The organism is Streptomyces sp. NPDC001415, assembly GCF_053597395.1.
In genome coordinates this window covers 328,853-346,190 of sequence record NZ_JBSFIE010000003.1, presented here as the reverse complement: position 1 = coordinate 346,190, position 17,338 = coordinate 328,853, and the positions used below count along the sequence as shown (strand labels likewise).

Below are 17,338 nucleotides of genomic sequence, written 5' to 3'. Positions count from 1 at the left end.
GTCCGGTGCGTCCAGCCGCAAGGCGGAGGAGGGCGGCGACGCGATGGGGGCCCTGTCCGAGCGGAGCCGAGAACTTGAGGGAGTCGGCAACCGACGACAACGCGGCTGGGGGTCCCCCTGGCCCATTAGGCCCATTAGGCCTTGAGGGAGGGCGCGCCAGGGCCGCGCGTCCCGGACAAGATCCGCCGGACGGACCCTAAGGCTGCCCGTATCCCCGCAGCCGGTCGGCGGCCTCGTCGAGCTGGGCGGGGCTGAGCAGGGACGGGGTGCGGCCGGGCAGGGCGGCGGCGGTGAGCCAGACCCGGCACATCCACTCCAGTTGGGCGGTGCGGTCGTAGGCCTGGGCGAGCCCGGTTCCGTAGGTGACGGTTCCGTGGTTCTGCAGGAGGCATCCGGTGCGGCCGTCGAGGGCGCGCAGCATGTTCTGGGCCAACTCCTCGCTGCCGTACAGGGCGTACGGGGCGACTCGGACGGGGCCGCCGAGCGCGGCCGCCATGTAGTGGACCAGGGGCAGCTCGGTGACGAGGGTGGACACGGCCGTGGCGTGCACGGCGTGGGTGTGGACGACGGCCCGCGCGTCGGTGTTCCGGTACACGGCGAGGTGCATCGGGATCTCGCTGGTGGGCCGGAGCGTGCCCATGACCTGGTGGCCTTCGAGGTCGACGGCGACGGTGTCGGCGGGGCCGAGCCGGTCGTAGGGGACGCCGGTGGGAGTGACCAGGACCAGGTCGCCGACGCGTACCGACACATTGCCCGAGGTGCCGACGACCAGCCCTTCCGCGGCGGTTCTGCGTGCGGTGTCGATCAGTTCGGCCCATGCCGCGGCGGTCGCCGCCTCGTCGTCGCTCATGCGGCCGATCCTGCCAGGGCGGGGGCGGCCGGGGTACGGGAGTTGGACTGGATCTTCCACTAGCCTCTGGGTGCTTTGTTCCGTACACCGGAATTCTGGGGGGATCATGGCTGGTGACCGCAATGCGCTGCCGCGCCGGGCCCGGGTGCGGGCCGCCGCGCTCACGGCGTCCTTGGCCGCGCTGGCGCTGGGCTGTGCGGCGCTCGCGGCGCTGCCCGCCGCGTCGGCCGCGGACAAGCCGCTCGGCCACGACGTCTCCTCGCACCAGAAGAACGTCGACTGGGGCGCGGCGAAGGGTCTGGGCGCCTCGTTCGTCTACGTGAAGGCGACCGAGTCGACGACGTACCGCAATCCCTACTTCGGGCAGCAGTACGACGGCGCCCGGCAGGCGGGCCTGGTGCGCGGGGCCTACCACTTCGCTCTGCCCGACCAGGCGTCCGGCCGGGCGCAGGCCGACTTCTTCGTGGGCAACGGCGGCGGCTGGTCGGACGACGGCCGGACGCTGCCGCCCGCGGTCGACCTGGAGCACAACCCGTACGGCGAGAACACCGACGACAGCTCCGGCGCCGGCGCCAAGTGCTACGGCCTGAGCCCGGCCGCGATGACCGCCTGGATCTCGGAGTTCAGCGACGAGGTGCGGCTGCGCACCGGGCGCCGGCCGGTGATCTACACGACCGCGGGCTGGTGGAACGACTGCACCGGCCACAGCAAGGCCTTCGCTGCGACCCATCCCCTGTGGCTGGCCCGGTACGCCGACACGCCGGGCCCGCTGCCGGCGGGCTGGTCGTACTGGACGTTCTGGCAGTTCCAGAACGGGAGCGGGAGCCTGCCGGGTGACCAGAATCTCTTCAATGGGAGTTTCGAGCAGTTGAGGCGGTTCGCGGCGGGCCGCTGAACGGCCTCGGCGGGCCGACCGGGAGAGAGAAGAGGCTACGGACACCGATGCGCCCGCCTCAGTTCATCTTCCGTTCACTCAGGTTACTTACGTTCGTCCAGCCACTGACGTCGAACGATTGCCTGGGTAAATGGAACACATCACGCTGCTGCTCGCGATTGTGATCGTGACAGCTCTCGTGTTCGATTTCACGAACGGTTTCCATGACACCGCCAACGCGATGGCCACCACCATCTCGACCGGCGCCCTGAAGCCCAAGACGGCGGTCGCCATGTCCGCCGCGCTCAACCTGGTCGGCGCGTTCCTGTCAGTGGAGGTCGCCAAGACGATCTCCGGCGGGATCATCGACGAAAAAGGCATCAGAACCGAGGTCATCTTCGCGGCCCTGGTCGGTGCCATCCTCTGGAACCTGCTGACCTGGCTGCTCGGTCTGCCCTCCAGTTCCTCGCACGCCCTGTTCGGCGGCCTCATCGGCGCCGCGGTCATGTCGGCGGGCTGGTCCTCGGTCAACGGCTCGACCGTGGTCACCAAGGTGCTGCTCCCCGCCGTCGCCGCGCCGATCGTCGCGGGCGTCGCCGCGATGCTGGCCACCAGGCTGACGTACCGGATCAACCGGAACACCGACGAGAAGGCCACCGCCAAGGGCTACCGCGCGGGCCAGATCGCCTCGGCCGGCCTGGTCTCGCTCGCCCACGGCACCAACGACGCCCAGAAGACGATGGGCATCATCACCCTCGCCCTGGTCACCGGCGGTGTGCTGCACCCGGGCGCGAACCCCCCGCTGTGGGTCATCGTCTCGGCCGGTCTGGCCATCGCGATGGGCACCTACCTCGGCGGCTGGCGCATCATCCGCACCATGGGCAAGGGCCTGACCGAGCTGCGCCCGCCGCAGGGCTTCGCCGCCCAGACCGGCGCCGCCACCGTCATCCTGGCCTCCTCGCACATCGGCTTCTCGCTCTCCACCACCCAGGTCTGCTCGGGTTCCGTCATGGGCGCGGGCATCGGGCGCAAGGGCGGTGTGGTGCGCTGGTCCACCGCGAGCCGGATGGCCGTCGCCTGGGTGCTGACGCTGCCGGCCGCCGGCCTGGTCGGCGCGGGCGCGGAATTCCTCACCAAGCAGGGCACGTGGGGCATCGTCGCCGTCGCGATCCTCCTGATCGCCGGTTCGGGCACCATCTGGAAGCTGTCGCGCCGCCAGCCGGTCGACCACCACAACGTCACCGCCGACGAGATCGGCGAGGCCCCCGCGGCCGAGCCCGCCGGTGTCGTCACCACCGCGATCGCCGCGGTCACCCCGCCGCCGACCGTCGCGGCCGCGGCCGCCGCGGCCACCGACCTCAAGGCCACGATCCAGGCCCCGGCCCCGGTGGCCCCCGCCGATCCGCCCACCCCGGCGACGGTCTGACCCCGGTTCTCCGGCACAGCTAAGGAATCCTCATGCACATCGACTGGGCAGCTCTCGGCTCCGTCTTCGGCGTCAGCCTCGCGGTGACCGTCGGCCTGGTGGGCCTGTTCACCCTCGGCATCGTCGGCCTCACCAAGCGGGAGGCCGCGGCCTCGGGCACCGGCAATGTGGCGATGGCCCGCACCGGTGCGTACGCCTGCTTCGCGGCCTGCGCGGCGGCCGTCGCGTACGGGATCTATCTGATCGTCGCCTGACCCGCCCGCACCACCCGAACCGCCCTTCGGCCCCCGCCGGAGGGCGGTTCCGCGTGGCGTCGCACACTCTCTCGCGCCGCAGGTCAACAGCAAGTTGACGGGTGTTCTCGCAGCGTGGTGGACTGCACCGGCCAGCTACGGCGGCAGAAGAGGAAGCCGGTGCGAATCCGGCGCGGTCCCGCCACTGTCACCGGGGAGAGATCCCCGCGAGCCAGGAACTCTCACCGCCGGTCACGTCGAACCAGGGCGCGGACACCCTGAGTGAGGACATACCGCCATGCGCGCCTGCCCGTTGAGACCTTCCCGCCCTTCCCGCGTCGCCCTGGCGGGCTGACCGCATGCGGGCCGATCGCACCTTCGCCTACGGCGCCACGGCCGGACTCCTCGGCGACCTCCTGCTCGGCGATCCACGCCGCGGGCATCCGGTCGCCGCGTTCGGACGCGCGGCCGGCGCCGTCGAGCGCGCCCTGTGGCGCGACCACCGCGGCTGGGGCGCGCTGCACACGCTCGTGTGCGCGGGCGGCGCCGTGGGCGGCGCGCTCCTGCTCTCCCGTGCCGTACGAGGTCGGCCCGCCGCATCCGTCGCGCTGACCGCCGCCGCCACCTGGACGGTGGTCGGCGGCACGTCGCTGGGCCGCGAGGCCCGGGCCATCGGCGGGGCGCTGGCCGCGGGCGACGTGGAGGTGGCCCGGGAGCGCCTGCCTCACCTGTGCGGGCGCGACCCGCAGTCCCTGGACGCGGACGGCATCGCGCGGGCCGTCGTCGAGTCGGTCGCCGAGAACACTTCGGACGCGGTCGTCGGCGCCCTGGTGTGGGGCGCGCTCGCGGGCGTGCCGGGCCTGGTGGGCTTCCGGGCGGTCAACACGCTGGACGCGATGGTCGGGCACAAGTCGGCCAGGTACCGCAGGTACGGCTGGGCCTCGGCGCGCCTGGACGATGTGGCGGGCTGGCCGGGCGCCCGCCTCACCGCCGTCCTCGCCGCGCTCGCCGGCCCGGACACCAAGGGCGCGGTACGGGCCTGGCGCGCCGATGCGAGCAGGCACCCGAGCCCCAACGCGGGCCCGGTCGAGGCCGCGTTCGCGGGGGCGCTGGGCGTACGGCTCGGGGGCACGCTCTCCTACGCCGGCCGCGTCGAGCACCGGCCGGTCCTGAACGCGTCCGGGCGGGCCGTCGGCGTCACGGACATCGAACGGGCGGTACGGCTCTCGCGCAGGGTGGGCTGGCTGACGCTGGCCGCCTCCGTCGCGACGAGGGCCGCTGTGAGGAAGGGACGTACATGGGTGGCGGGCTGCTGATCGCGGGCACGACCTCGGACGCCGGCAAGAGCGTCGTCACGGCCGGGATCTGCCGCTGGCTGGTGCGCCAGGGCGTCAAGGTCGCGCCCTTCAAGGGCCAGAACATGTCGCTGAACTCGTTCGTCACGCGCGAGGGCGCGGAGATCGGCCGGGCGCAGGCAATGCAGGCGCAGGCGGCGCGCGTGGAGCCGAGTGCGCTCATGAACCCGGTGCTGCTCAAGCCGGGGAGCGACCGCTCCAGCCAGGTGGTCCTGATGGGCAAGCCGGTGGGCGAGTTGAGCGCCCGCGGCTACCACGGGGGCAGGCAGCAGGCGTTGCTCGGCACTGTTCTGGAGTGCCTGGCGGAGCTTCGGGGCACGTATGACGCCGTGATCTGCGAGGGGGCGGGCAGCCCGGCCGAGATCAATCTGCGGCGTACCGACATCGTCAACATGGGTATCGCGCGGGCCGCGCGGCTGCCCGTGGTCGTGGTCGGCGACATCGACCGGGGCGGCGTGTTCGCCTCGTTCTTCGGGACGACGGCGCTGCTCAGCCCCGAGGACCAGGCGCTGGTCGCCGGCTACGTCGTCAACAAGTTCCGGGGCGACGTGACGCTCCTTGAGCCCGGCATCGAGATGCTGCGCGGCCTCACCGGACGGCACACCTACGGGATCCTGCCGTACGCTCACGGCCTCGGCATCGACGAGGAGGACGGCCTCAGGGTCTCCATGCGCGGAGCCGTGCGGGAGTCCGTGGTGGCGCCGCCGGTCGGCGAGGACGTGCTGCGGGTCGCCGTCTGCGCCGTGCCGCTGATGTCCAACTTCACCGACGTGGACGCGCTCGCGGCGGAGCCCGGCGTGGTCGTGCGGTTCGTGGACCGGCCCGAGGAACTCATCGACGCCGACCTCGTGGTGGTGCCGGGCACGCGCGGCACGGTCCGCGCCCTGGAGTGGCTGCACGAGCGCGGCCTCGCGACGGAGCTGGCGCGCAGGGCCGCCGAGGGCCGCCCGGTGCTCGGCATCTGCGGCGGGTTCCAGCTGCTCGGCGAGCACATCGAGGACGAGGTCGAGTCGAAGGCGGGCTCGGTGCCGGGCCTCGGCCTGCTTCCCGTACGGGTGCGGTTCGCCGCCGACAAGACCCTGGCGCGGCCCGTCGGCGAGGCCCTCGGGGAACCCGTCGAGGGGTACGAGATCCACCACGGCGTGGCCGAAGTCCTGGGTGGGGATGCCTTCTTGGACGGCTGCCGGGTGGGCGCGGTGTGGGGTACGCACTGGCACGGCTCGCTGGAGAGCGACGGGTTCCGGCGCCGGTTCCTGGAGCAGGTCGCCCGGGCCGCGGGCCGCCGGTTCGTGCCCGCGCCCGACACCTCGTTCGGGGCGCTGCGCGAGGAACAGCTGGACCGGCTCGGCGACCTGATCGAAGAACACGCCGACACCGACGCCCTGTTGAGGCTGATCGAGCAGGGCCCGCCCGCCGGGCTGCCCTTCATCCCGCCGGGGGCGCCGTGAACACCCCGGCCCCGCCTCGGCGTACAGCACTACTCGAAGGAGAGATCGGCACATGAGCACCCGGTATCCGTTCACCGCCGTCGTCGGCATGGACGACCTGCGCCTCGCGCTGCTCCTGAACGCGGTGAGCCCGGCCGTGGGCGGAGTGCTCGTCCGGGGCGAGAAGGGCACCGCGAAGAGCACCGCCGTACGAGCCCTCGCCGATCTGCTGCCCGAGGTGGCGGTCGTGGCGGGCTGCCGCTTCAGCTGCGACCCGGCCGCACCCGACGCGCGGTGCCCGGACGGGCCGCACGAGAGCGGTCCTGGCACCGCCCGCGCGGCGCGCATGGTCGAGCTCCCGGTGGGCGCGTCCGAGGACCGTCTGGTGGGCGCCCTGGACATCGAGCGGGCGCTCGGCGAGGGCGTGAAGGCTTTCGAGCCGGGGCTGCTCGCGGACGCCCACCGCGGCATCCTGTACGTCGACGAGGTCAACCTGCTCCACGACCACCTCATCGACCTTCTCCTCGACGCCGCCGCCATGGGGTCCTCCTACGTCGAGCGCGAGGGCGTCTCCGTGCGGCACGCCGCGCGGTTCCTGCTCGTCGGCACGATGAACCCCGAAGAGGGCGAGCTGCGGCCGCAGTTGCTCGACCGGTTCGGCCTCACCGTCGAGGTGGCCGCCTCCCGCGAGCCCGAGCAGCGCGTCGAGGTCGTACGGCGCCGCCTCGCGTACGACGACGACCCGGCCGCATTCGCCGCGCGCTGGGCCGACGCGGAGGGCGCCCTTCGCGAGCGGATCGTGGCGGCGCGGGAGTTGCTGCCCTCGGTCGTGCTCGGGGACGCGGTGCTGCTCCAGATCGCCGCCACCTGCGCCGCGTTCGAGGTGGACGGCATGCGCGCCGACATCGTGATGGCGCGCACCGCCACCGCGCTGGCCGCCTGGGCGGGGCGCACCGAGGTGACGAGTGAGGACGTCCGGCAGGCCGCGCTGCTCGCCCTTCCGCACCGGCGCCGGCGCAACCCGTTCGACGCGCCGGGCCTCGACCAGGACAAGCTCGACGAGACCCTGGAGCAGTTCCAGGACGAGGACGAGGGCGACGACGATCCGGACCCGGGCCCCGAAGGCCCCGGCGGCGGTGGCGGCGGAGTGCCGCCGCAGGGCGACTCCCCCGAGAGCCCGGCCGAATCCCCTGAGTCGCCGGAGTCCTCCGACGCCGTGGAACCGCCCGCCTCCCCCGCCCCCAGCGGCCCCGGCGAGCGGGCCGCGGTGAAGGCCGCCGAGCCGTTCCGTACGAAGATGCTGAGCGTGCCCGGGCTCGGCGAGGGCGCGGCGGGCCGGCGCTCGCGGGCCCGTACCGACCACGGCAGGACGACGGGTTCGCGCCGCCCTCAAGGGGCGCTCACCAAGCTGCACTTGACGGCGACCGTGCAGGCCGCGGCCCCCCATCAGCGGGCGCGCGGGCGTTCGGGGCGCGGTCTCGTGGTGCGCCGGGACGATCTGCGTCAGGCCACCCGCGAGGGCCGCGAGGGCAACCTCGTGCTGTTCGTGGTGGACGCGTCCGGGTCGATGGCGGCCCGGCAGCGGATGAGCGCGGTCAAGGGCGCGGTGCTCTCGCTGCTCCTCGACGCCTACCAGCGCCGCGACAAGGTCGGCCTGATCACCTTCCGCGGCAAGGAGGCCGACCTTGCGCTGCCGCCCACCTCGTCGGTGGACGCGGCCGCCGCCCGGCTCGAATCGCTGCCGACCGGCGGGCGCACCCCGCTCGCGGCGGGGCTGCTCAAGGCCCATGACGTACTGCGGGTGGAGCGGCTGCGCGATCCCGCGCGGCGGCCGCTGCTCGTGGTCGTCACCGACGGCCGGGCCACCGGCGGCCCCGAGCCGGTGGCGCTCGGCGCCCGCGCGGCCCGGCTGCACGCCGCCGAGGGCACCGCGTCGGTGGTCGTGGACTGCGAGTCGGGGATGGTGCGGCTCGGGCTCGCCGGGGACCTTGCACGCGAACTCGGCGGCACCGCCGTCACCTTGGACGAGCTGCGGGCGGACTCCATCGCCGGTCTCGTCAAGGACGCAACTGGAACATCGAGGAGGGCCGCTTAATGCCGCAGGGACAGGTCAGTGTCGTACCCGAGGACGGCCTGACGACCCGTCAGCGCCGCAACCGGCCGCTGGTCATGGTGCACACGGGTGTCGGCAAGGGGAAGTCGACGGCCGCGTTCGGGATGGCGCTGCGCGCCTGGAACCAGGGCTGGCCGGTCGGGGTGTTCCAGTTCGTGAAGTCGGCGAAGTGGAAGGTCGGCGAGGAGAACGCGCTGAAGGTGCTCGGGGCATCCGGCGAGGGCGGCCTCGTCGAGTGGCACAAGATGGGCGAGGGCTGGTCCTGGATCCAGCGCGAGGTGGCCGAGGGCGAGCCGAGCCACGAGGAGAAGGCCCGCGAGGGCTGGGAGCAGGTCAAGCGCGACCTGGCCGCCGAGACGTACAAGTTCTACGTCCTGGACGAGTTCGCCTACCTGCTGCACTGGGGCTGGGTCGACGTCGACGAGGTCGTCTCGGTGCTGCGCGACCGGCCGGGCACCCAGCACGTGGTCATCACGGGCCGCAACGCGCCCGAGCAGCTGGTGGAGTTCGCGGATCTCGTGACGGACATGTCCAAGGTCAAGCACCCCATGGACGCCGGCCAGAAGGGCCAGCGGGGCATCGAGTGGTAGCACGTCTCGTCATCGCCGCCCCATCGTCGGGCAGCGGTAAGACCACCGTCGCGACGGGCCTGATGGCCGCGTTCGCGCGCTCCGGGCTCGCCGTGTCCCCGCACAAGGTGGGCCCCGACTACATCGACCCCGGGTACCACTCCCTGGCGACCGGGCGGCCCGGCCGCAACCTCGACGCGTACATGTGCGGGCCCGAGCTGGTGGCTCCGCTGTTCGCGCACGGGGCGCGCGGCTGCGACCTCGCCGTGGTCGAGGGCGTGATGGGCCTGTACGACGGGGCGAGCGGGCTCGGCGAACTCGCCTCCACCGCCCAGGTGTCCAAGCTTCTGCGCGCCCCGGTGGTCCTCGTCGTGGACGCGTCCTCGCAGTCCCGGTCGGTGGCCGCCCTCGTGCACGGCTTCGCGTCGTGGGACCCCGAGGTGCGGATCGGCGGCGTGATCCTCAACAAGGTCGGCTCGGACCGGCACGAGGCGCTGCTGCGGGAGGCCCTCGGCGAGTCGGGCGTGCCGGTCCTCGGTGCCCTGCGCCGGGCGCCCCAGGTCGACACCCCGTCCCGGCACCTGGGTCTGGTTCCGGTCGCCGAGCGGCGGGCGGACGCGGTGGACGCGGTGGCGGCGATGGGGGAGCAGGTGCGGGAGGGGTGCGATCTGCCTGCGCTGCTGGCTCTGGCGCGGTCGGCTCCGGCGCTGGGGGTGGAGGCGTGGGAGCCCGGCTTCGGATTCCCCCACCCCGCCCCTTCCCGAAAGCCTCCGGCGGATGGATCGTCGGCCTCGGGCCGGTGGGCACGGGGCTCCGCCCCGGACCCCGCTCCTCAAACGCCGGAGGGGCTGGATTTTGCGGCTGAGGCCACGACCCAGGGCCAGCAGAATCAAGGTCGGCGGCCGCTCGTCGCCGTCGCCGGCGGCCCCGCGTTCACCTTCTCCTACGCCGAGAACACCGAACTCCTCACCGCCGCCGGGGCGGAAGTCGTCACCTTCGACCCGCTCCGGGACGAGGAACTGCCGCCGGGGACAGGCGGGTTGGTGATAGGCGGCGGGTTTCCCGAGGTGTACGCCGCCGAGCTGTCGGCCAACGAACCGCTCAGGAAGGCCGTCGCCGAGCTCGCCCGCTCGGGGGCGCCCGTGGCCGCCGAGTGTGCCGGCCTGCTCTACCTCGCGCGGTCGCTGGACGGGCAGCCCATGTGCGGGGTGCTCGACGCCGACGCTCGGATGTCGGGGCGGCTCACCCTCGGATACCGCGAGGCGGTGGCCATCGGCGACAACAGTCTGGCCGCCGCCGGAACCCGGCTGCGCGGCCACGAGTTCCACCGCACCGTCATCGAGCCGGGCGCGGGCGCCGACCCCGCCTGGGGGATCGTGCACCCGGAGCGCCGCGTCGAGGGCTTCGTGCAGAAGGGCGTGCACGCCAGCTATCTGCACACGCACTGGGCGGCCCGGCCGGAGGTCGCCCGTCGCTTCACCGAGGGCTGCGCCAGGTGACGTACTCAGCCGGCGATGCCCACCACCAGCCAGATGAACCCCACACCCGCGACGGTGCACAGCAGCGTCGACAGGGCGGGGTGCTCGTGGTGGGCCTCGGGGAGGATCTCGGCGGCGGCCAGGTACAGGAGCACGCCGCCGAAGAACCCCAGATAGCTGCCGAGCAGCTGCTCCGGAAGGGTGAAGAGCAGGGTCGAGGCGGCTCCCACCATCGGGGCGAGCGCGTCGGCGAACAGCATCGCCAGCGCCTTGCGCTTCTCGTTCCCGTACAGGCTGGTGATCGTGTACGTGTTGAAGCCGTCGGCGAAGTCGTGGGTGATCACGGCGAGCGCCACGGCCACGCCCATGCCGGCGCCCACCTGGAAGGCCGCGCCGATCGCGATGCCGTCCATCAGGCTGTGCCCGACCATCGCGCAGGCCACGGTGACGCCGACCTGCGGGGCCCGGTGTTCGCCCGCCCCGTGGGCGGCCTGGCGGACCGCGAGCACCCGCTCGACGACGTGCGCGAAGAGGAAGCCGCCGACGAACAGGAGCAGCGCCCGGGGCACCCCGAAGAGGTCGTCGCCGGCCGCGTCCAGGGCCTCCGGCAGCAGGTCGAGGCCGACCACGCCGAGCATGAGTCCGCCCGCGAGCCCGAGCACGAGGTGGCGCCGGTCGGTGACCCGCTGGGCGGTCCAGCCGCCGAGCAGGGTCATCAGGAACGCGCCGAGCGCGACGAATACCGCCATGCGCCCTTGCTAACCGACGGTGCCCCTACTCCGCATGTCCACGTCCGGCTCCGCCGCCGCCCCAGAGCGGCCTGAGAGGATCCTCGCCATGGCCGACGACGCCCGCACCCCCGAGCACGCCGGGGCATCTCTCGTCGTGGGCGTCGGCGCCTCGAAGGGCGTGTCCGTCGACGAGGTCCTCGGGCTGATCGGGGCCGCCCTGGCGGACGCGGGTCTCGATCCGCTCGCCGTCGCCGAACTGGCCACCGTGGACGGCAAGTCCGGCGAGCCGGGAATCGTCGGCGCCGCGGCGAAGCTCGGGGTGCCGGTCGTCTCGTACGCGGCCGCCGAACTCGCGGCCGTCCCGGTGCCGCACGGCTCGGACGCCGCGCTCGCCGCCGTCGGAACCCGTTCCGTGGCGGAGGCCGCCGCACTGGCCGGGGGCGGTGAACTGCTCGTCCCCAAGCGGAAGTCGAGCCCCGCGGAGGGTGCCGCGATGGCGACATGTGCGATCGTACGTCGACCCCACCTCCGGCCGTTCGCCGACCGCTGTGACGGACCCCCCACCAGGAGCGAAGCCATGTCCATGCCTGCCACCGAGGCCCAGCACGATCTACGTCACCACGGTGACGCCGAGGTCCGCGACGACGGCGACGAGCTGATCGATCTCGCCGTCAATGTCCGCACCGGCACTCCCCCGGTCTGGCTGCGGGAGCGCATCGCCGACTCCCTGACCGGGCTCGCCGCCTATCCGGACGGCCGGGCGGCGCGCTCGGCGGTGGCGGCGCGGCACGGCCTTCCGGTGGAGCGGGTGCTGCTGACGGCGGGCGCCGCGGAGGCCTTCGTGCTCCTCGCCCGCTCGCTGACGTTCCGTCACCCGGTCGTGGTGCACCCGCAGTTCACGGAACCGGAGGCGGCGCTGCGCGATGCGGGGCACGAGGTGCGGCGGGTGCTGCTGCGGGCCGAGGACGGCTTCCGGCTCGACCCCGCGGCCGTCCCCGAGGAGGCGGACCTGGTGGTGGTCGGCAACCCGACCAACCCGACGTCGGTGTTGCACCCGGCCCGCACTCTGGCCCAACTCGCCCGCCCTGGGCGGACGTTGGTGGTGGACGAGGCGTTCCTGGACGCGGTGCCGGGCGAGCGCGAGGCCCTCGCGGGCCGCACGGACCTGCCCGGGCTGATCGTGCTGCGCAGCCTGACCAAGACCTGGGGCCTGGCGGGGCTGCGGATCGGTTACGTACTGGCCGACCCGGACACGATCGCGGCCCTCCAGCGAGCCCAGCCGCTGTGGCCGGTGTCGACCCCGGCGCTGGTCGCGGCGAGCGCCTGCATGGAACCCCGCGCACTGGCGGAGGCCGAGGCGGCGGCCGTGCGCGCCGCCGAGGACCGGGCCCATCTCCTGGCCGGCCTTGCGGAGTTCGACGAGGTGACCATGGTGGAGCCGGCCGAGGGACCGTTCGTGCTGGTACGGATCGAGGGGGCGGCGGAGGTCAGGGAGCGGTTGCGCACGCTCGGCTTCGCGGCGCGGCGCGGCGACACGTTCCCGGGCCTCGGGCCCGAGTGGCTGCGGCTCGCGGTCCGGGACCGCCCCACCACGAACCGCTTCCTCCAGGCCCTGGACCAGGCCCTGACCCTTACGGACCGCTGAGCCGGGGGGCCTCCGAGGTGGGGTGGGCCCAGCACCGACCCTGCTAGGGGCGCGGGGAACTGCGCGCCCAGCCACGCACGATCCGCAGCCGAGGTAAGGGCACATGCGCGTAGCGCATGACATTTAAGGAGCCCGGGGAACTGCGCGAGCACCCACCCACGGCCCGAGGCCGAAGGAGTCTTCAGGGGCGCGGGGAACTGCGCGACCAGCCACCTACGGTCCGCAGGCCGAAGGGGCCCGGGGCGCAGCCCCGAAAGAGCCCGCCCCCCCCTGCCGGGGGTGCGGGCCGCCCAGCGTCAGCCCCGGCCCCGCGCCCGTACCCGGGTCAGCACCAGCACCCCCGCACCCCCCACAAGCAGCGCTCCCGCCCCACCAGCAACGTACGGCGTGGCAGAACTCCCCCCGGTCTCCGCCAACTTCGTGTCCGATGCGACGCTCTGCGTCTTCACCGCCGTGGAGACGGGACCCGCGTCCGGCGCCGCCTTCGCGGGCGTCTTCGGCGACTGGCAGGTCGCCTCCGCGAGGGTGACCTCGCCCTTGACGACGGCCACGTTCAGCTGGAGCGGGTTGACCGAGACCTTCAGCTGAAGGGCGACGGCCGCCGCCGTCCGCGAGGTGGTCGTGGCCTTCGACAGGTCGAGCGTGACCTCGCCGATTCCCGGCACCTGCACCCGCGTGGTCCCGCCCGCCGACAACGTGATCTTCCTGCCGAGCACGCTCACCGCGCCCAGCACATTGGACTTGGCAACCGGGGGACGGCCAGCCTCGCAGACCGCGCTGGAGGTCACATCACCCAGCTCGACGAGGGAGAGCAGCGGCAGCCCGGGCAGGTGCAGCCGGGCGTTGACCAGCCGGGAGGAGCCTTCCGCCTTCTTCGCGTCGGCGCTCGCCCTGGCCGTGGCCACGTCCGCCTTCAGGACGTTGACGGGCTGCCCGCCGCCGACCCCGTCCAGCTTCACGGTCAGCGCGGTCTTCTCGGCACCGGCCGGCGCCCGCACGTCGTTGAGCGTGGCCTTGAGCGGTACGTCGACGGCCCTGTTGAGCAGGGACACGTCGAGCCCGGTGCGCAGTACGACGGCGCTCGCCCGGCCGCCTCCGTCGCCCTCGACGCCGGTGGCCCGCGCGGGCACGGCGAGCAGCAGCGGCCCGGCGGTGAGAGCCGCGCAGGCCGCGATCGCGGTGGAGCGGCGGCCGATCGGACGACGGGTGGCCGGACCGTTCGCGGTCGGGCCCGAGGTCAAGCCGAAGCGCGGGCAGAAGGGCAGGCCGAAGTTGGTGCTGTTCAAAGTGGTGGAACCCCCACAGGAGACATGGCCGGCCGGGCGCCCGCCACGGGGACTCGTGGGACTCCTGCGAATCGAGGGGCGCACCGGCAACTTGGGACACCGAATCTTTACGCACTGAGAGTGAACTGGCGGTCACCAGACGCGAGTTCACCCCAAAGGGCTCTTTCCGCTCCTTTATTCGATTCTTCCGACACAGCCGCTCCCTGCCGTCACCCCCGAAACCACCCTGCACCCCGTACGCCACCCGACCACCCCGGCGTACACATAAAGAATTTCAACGACCCGGCCGCGCCACACGTAACGTCCGGTCAACCGGACGACGTATTGGACAGGTCGATTCAAAACAGTGCTAGGGTACGACCATGGCTCGACCGAGACAGTTCGACGAGGAGCGGGCCCTGGACGCGGCGATGCGCGCCTTCTGGGCGAACGGCTACGAGGCCACCTCGACCCAGGACCTGTGCGAGGCCACCGGACTGGGCCGCAGCAGCATCTACAACACGTTCATCAGCAAGCACGCCCTCTTCGAGCGGGCGCTCGGCCGCTATGTCGACATGATGACGGCGAACCAGCTCGAACTCCTCCAGGACGAGCGGCTCGGCCCGCTCGAACGGATCCGGGCCACGTTCGCCGCGGTCGTCGACGGCGAGATGAAGGAACGCCGCGACGGGCGCAGCATCGGCTGCCTCGCGGTCAACGCCACGGTCGAACTCGCCCGCCGCGACGTCGCGGCGGCCACCCTCCTGGAGCGCGACCTCGCACGCCGTCTCGATGCGCTGCGGACGGTCATCGAGACCGGCCGCAGCGCCGGCGAGATCACCTCGCGGCGCGATCCGCTCACCCTGGCCCGCTATCTCAACTCGGTGATCGCCGGGCTACGGGTGGCGGGCCAGGGCGGCGCCGGCCGTGCCGACCTGGAGGGCATCATCGACACGGCCATGGACGCCTTGACCCACTGATCACTACCCCCTGGCCCCACACCCCGCACCTCACCGGCCATCCGTCAACGACCAGCTCCCCCATACCAGTTGACGCATGGGTCGGTTTTGTACTGAACAATCCATAACACCCTCCGGACAGGAGCACACCTGCCATGCCTCGCGCCGTTTACGTACTGGCCCTGGGGATCTTCGCCATGGTCACCAGCGAGTTCGTCGTCGCCGGACTGATGCCGCAGATGGCGGCGGGCCTCGATGTCACAGTCCCCCAAATCGGCTATCTCATCACCGCGTTCGCACTGGCGATGGCGTTCGGCGGCCCGTTCCTCACCGTGGGGGTGATGCGGCTGCCGCAGAAGCACGCGCTGATGGTGCTGTTCGCCGTCTTCCTGGTGGGCAACCTGCTGGCCGCGACCGCCACCACGTACGCGGTCATGCTGTTCGCCCGGGTCGTCACCGGCACCGCCTCGCAGGCGTTCTTCGGTGTCTCGCTGTCGATCTGCGCCCAGCTGACCCGCCCCGAGGAACGCGGCCGGGCCACCTCCGTCGCGCTCAACGGGCTGATGCTCGGCACCCTCCTCGGGCTGCCGCTGTCCACCCTGATAGGCGAACACCTGGGCTGGCGCGCCGCGTTCTGGGCCATCACCGTGCTGACCGTGGCCGCCGCACTGTGCACCCTGGCCGGGGTGCCCCGGCTCGGCCGGGCCGAGGACGGCGGGGGCTTCATCAAGGAGCTGGCCGTCTTCCGGCGCCCCAGGCTGTGGCTGGCCCTCATGACCAGCACCTTCATCATCGGCGCGACGTTCTCCGCGTTCAGCTATTTCAACCCGATCCTGACCGAGGTCACCGGGTTCGGCAGCGGAGCCGTCCCGGTGCTGCTCATCGCGTACGGGGCCGCGACCGTGGTCGGCAACTACGTGGTCGGCCGGCTCGCCGACCGGTACGCCCTGAACGTGCTCGCAGCCGGGCTCGCGCTGAACCTGCTCTTCCTCACCGGGTTCGCGCTGCTCGCGCAACTCACTCTGCCCGCCGTGGTGTTCATGCTGGGCATCGGCCTGGTCGGGGTCACCATGAACCCGGCGATGGTCACTCGCGTCCAGCGCATCGCCAACGCCCGGCCCCTGGTGAACTCCGTGCACGCCTCGTTCATCACGCTCGGCGTCGGCATCGGCTCCTCGCTCGGCGGGGTCGGCGTCGCCCACTTCGGCCTGCGGGCGCCGCTGTGGCTCGGCGCGGGCCTTGCCGCACTGGGCGTCGTCAGCCTGCTGCCCGAACTGGCAGGCCGCCGACGCCCCGGCCAACTGCCCGCCCCCGAGCGCGAGTTGATCAGCCCACGATCCGCCCGTTGAGCACGATGCGGCTCGGCGCGGCCAGGGCCCGGACGTCCGCGCGCGGGTCCTGGTCGTAGACGACCAGGTCCGCCGGGGCGCCCTCTTCGAGGACGGGGCGGCCGAGCCAGGTCCTGGCCCCCCAGGCCGTCGCCGAGAGCGCGTCGACCGGCGGGATGCCCGCCTTCACGAGCTCGGCGACCTCGGCGGCGACCAGGCCGTGGGCGAGCGAGCCGCCCGCGTCCGTGCCGACGAAGACGGGGATCCCCGCGTCGTAGGCCGAGCGCACCGTGTCGTAGCGGCGCTCGTACAACCGCCGCATGTGGGCGGCCCAGTCGGGGAACTTGGCCTCGCCGCCGTCGGCCATGTGCGGGAACGTGGCGATGTTGACCAGCGTCGGGACGATCGCCACGCCCCGCTCGGCGAACAGCGGGATGGTGTCCTCGGTCAGGCCCGTGGCGTGCTCGATGCAGTCGATGCCCGCCTCGACCAGGTCCCTGAGCGAGTCCTCGGCGAAGCAGTGCGCGGTGACCCGGGCGCCGAGCCGGTGAGCCTCGGCGATCGCGGCCTCGACCTCGCCGCGCGGCCAGCAGGCGGCCAGGTCGCCCGCGTCCCGGTCGATCCAGTCGCCGACCAGCTTGACCCAGCCGTCGCCGCGCCGCGCCTCCCGGGCGACGTAGGCGACGAGGTCGCCGGGCTCGATCTCGTGGCCGTAGTTGCGGATGTAGCGGCGGGTGCGGGCGATGTGCCGGCCCGCCCTGATGATCTTCGGCAGGTCCTCGCGGTCGTCGACCCAGCGGGTGTCGGAGGGCGAACCCGCGTCACGGATCAGCAGCGTCCCGGCGTCGCGGTCGGTGAGGGCCTGCTTCTCGCTCATCTCGTCCGGCACCGGACCGTGCCGGTCGAGCCCGACGTGGCAGTGCGCGTCGACCAGGCCGGGCAGCGCCCAGCCGGACACGGTGAGGGTCTCGCCCGGCGGCCGCTCGTAGGTGATCCGCCCGTCGACCGCCCACAGCTCGTCCCGTACGTCCTCGGGCCCCGCCAGGACGCGCCCCTTCACATGCAGCACCGCGCGATCGCTCATG

The 17,338-nt window shown here is 72.9% G+C and carries 15 protein-coding genes and 1 riboswitch; of the genes, 11 read left to right on the top strand and 4 right to left on the bottom strand.

Annotation, left to right across the window (positions count from 1 at the left end; translation table 11 throughout):
- Positions 1–196: 196 nt before the first annotated feature.
- Entirely contained in the window at positions 197–850 is a 654-nt protein-coding gene (locus tag ACWC2B_RS05780; RefSeq protein ID WP_450715166.1) for a class II aldolase/adducin family protein, read from the bottom strand.
- 106 nt (positions 851–956) lie between these two features.
- On the opposite strand from ACWC2B_RS05780, the gene ACWC2B_RS05775 reads away from it, so the two are divergent.
- The 8 genes from ACWC2B_RS05775 (at position 957) to ACWC2B_RS05740 (ending at position 10,346) form a co-directional block, all read left to right on the top strand.
- On the top strand, positions 957–1,745 hold the full coding sequence (locus ACWC2B_RS05775; RefSeq protein ID WP_450715165.1) for a lysozyme: 789 nt from the start codon (positions 957–959) through the stop codon (positions 1,743–1,745).
- Between the two features lie 130 nt (positions 1,746–1,875).
- Positions 1,876–3,150, top strand: coding sequence for an anion permease (locus tag ACWC2B_RS05770; protein ID WP_450715164.1), 1,275 nt, complete (start codon positions 1,876–1,878; stop codon positions 3,148–3,150).
- A 32-nt stretch (positions 3,151–3,182) separates the two neighbouring features.
- The gene (locus ACWC2B_RS05765; RefSeq protein WP_450715163.1) at positions 3,183–3,404 is read left to right on the top strand and encodes a hypothetical protein; all 222 of its coding nucleotides are present in this window, start codon (positions 3,183–3,185) and stop codon (positions 3,402–3,404) included.
- Positions 3,405–3,505: 101 nt separating this feature from the next.
- Positions 3,506–3,644: riboswitch (cobalamin riboswitch) on the top strand.
- 98 nt (positions 3,645–3,742) lie between these two features.
- Complete coding sequence (locus ACWC2B_RS05760) at positions 3,743–4,699, top strand: cobalamin biosynthesis protein (RefSeq protein WP_450715162.1); 957 nt, start codon at positions 3,743–3,745, stop codon at positions 4,697–4,699.
- Positions 4,681–6,186 (top strand): cobyric acid synthase, encoded by a 1,506-nt coding sequence (locus tag ACWC2B_RS05755; RefSeq protein WP_450715161.1) that lies wholly within the window; start codon positions 4,681–4,683, stop codon positions 6,184–6,186. Before ACWC2B_RS05760 ends, ACWC2B_RS05755 begins: the two co-directional genes overlap by 19 nt.
- 52 nt (positions 6,187–6,238) lie before the next feature.
- Positions 6,239–8,260, top strand: a complete 2,022-nt coding sequence (locus tag ACWC2B_RS05750; RefSeq protein ID WP_450715160.1) for a putative cobaltochelatase — start codon at positions 6,239–6,241, stop codon at positions 8,258–8,260.
- Positions 8,260–8,868, top strand: coding sequence for a cob(I)yrinic acid a,c-diamide adenosyltransferase (gene cobO / locus ACWC2B_RS05745; RefSeq protein ID WP_450715159.1), 609 nt, complete (start codon positions 8,260–8,262; stop codon positions 8,866–8,868). Before ACWC2B_RS05750 ends, cobO begins: the two co-directional genes overlap by 1 nt.
- Positions 8,862–10,346 carry a cobyrinate a,c-diamide synthase gene (locus ACWC2B_RS05740; RefSeq protein WP_450715158.1) on the top strand — a complete coding sequence of 495 codons (1,485 nt, stop codon included), beginning with the start codon at positions 8,862–8,864 and terminating at the stop codon, positions 10,344–10,346. The genes cobO and ACWC2B_RS05740 overlap by 7 nt, the downstream gene beginning before the upstream one ends.
- A gap of 5 nt (positions 10,347–10,351) precedes the next feature.
- Here ACWC2B_RS05740 and ACWC2B_RS05735 read toward each other — a convergent pair whose 3' ends face one another.
- On the bottom strand, positions 10,352–11,074 hold the full coding sequence (locus ACWC2B_RS05735; protein WP_450715157.1) for a ZIP family metal transporter: 723 nt from the start codon (positions 11,072–11,074) through the stop codon (positions 10,352–10,354).
- Positions 11,075–11,162: 88 nt separating this feature from the next.
- On the opposite strand from ACWC2B_RS05735, the gene cobC reads away from it, so the two are divergent.
- Positions 11,163–12,701, top strand: coding sequence for an Rv2231c family pyridoxal phosphate-dependent protein CobC (gene cobC / locus ACWC2B_RS05730; protein WP_450715156.1), 1,539 nt, complete (start codon positions 11,163–11,165; stop codon positions 12,699–12,701).
- Positions 12,702–12,997: 296 nt separating this feature from the next.
- On the opposite strand, the gene ACWC2B_RS05725 is transcribed toward cobC, so the two are convergent.
- On the bottom strand, positions 12,998–13,987 hold the full coding sequence (locus ACWC2B_RS05725; protein WP_450715155.1) for an SCO1860 family LAETG-anchored protein: 990 nt from the start codon (positions 13,985–13,987) through the stop codon (positions 12,998–13,000).
- Positions 13,988–14,349: 362 nt separating this feature from the next.
- Here ACWC2B_RS05725 and ACWC2B_RS05720 point away from each other — a divergent pair, with 362 nt between their 5' ends.
- Together ACWC2B_RS05720 and ACWC2B_RS05715 are read left to right on the top strand one after the other, a co-directional pair.
- A complete protein-coding gene (locus tag ACWC2B_RS05720) occupies positions 14,350–14,946 on the top strand; it encodes a TetR/AcrR family transcriptional regulator (protein WP_450715154.1) in 597 nt (198 codons plus the stop codon).
- 134 nt (positions 14,947–15,080) lie between these two features.
- Positions 15,081–16,274 carry an MFS transporter gene (locus ACWC2B_RS05715; protein ID WP_450715153.1) on the top strand — a complete coding sequence of 398 codons (1,194 nt, stop codon included), beginning with the start codon at positions 15,081–15,083 and terminating at the stop codon, positions 16,272–16,274.
- On the opposite strand, the gene ACWC2B_RS05710 is transcribed toward ACWC2B_RS05715, so the two are convergent.
- Positions 16,252–17,337: an amidohydrolase family protein gene (locus tag ACWC2B_RS05710; protein WP_450715152.1), complete on the bottom strand. Its 1,086-nt coding sequence runs from the start codon at positions 17,335–17,337 to the stop codon at positions 16,252–16,254. The two genes, ACWC2B_RS05715 and ACWC2B_RS05710, sit on opposite strands and share 23 nt — an antisense overlap.
- Position 17,338 lies beyond the last annotated feature (1 nt).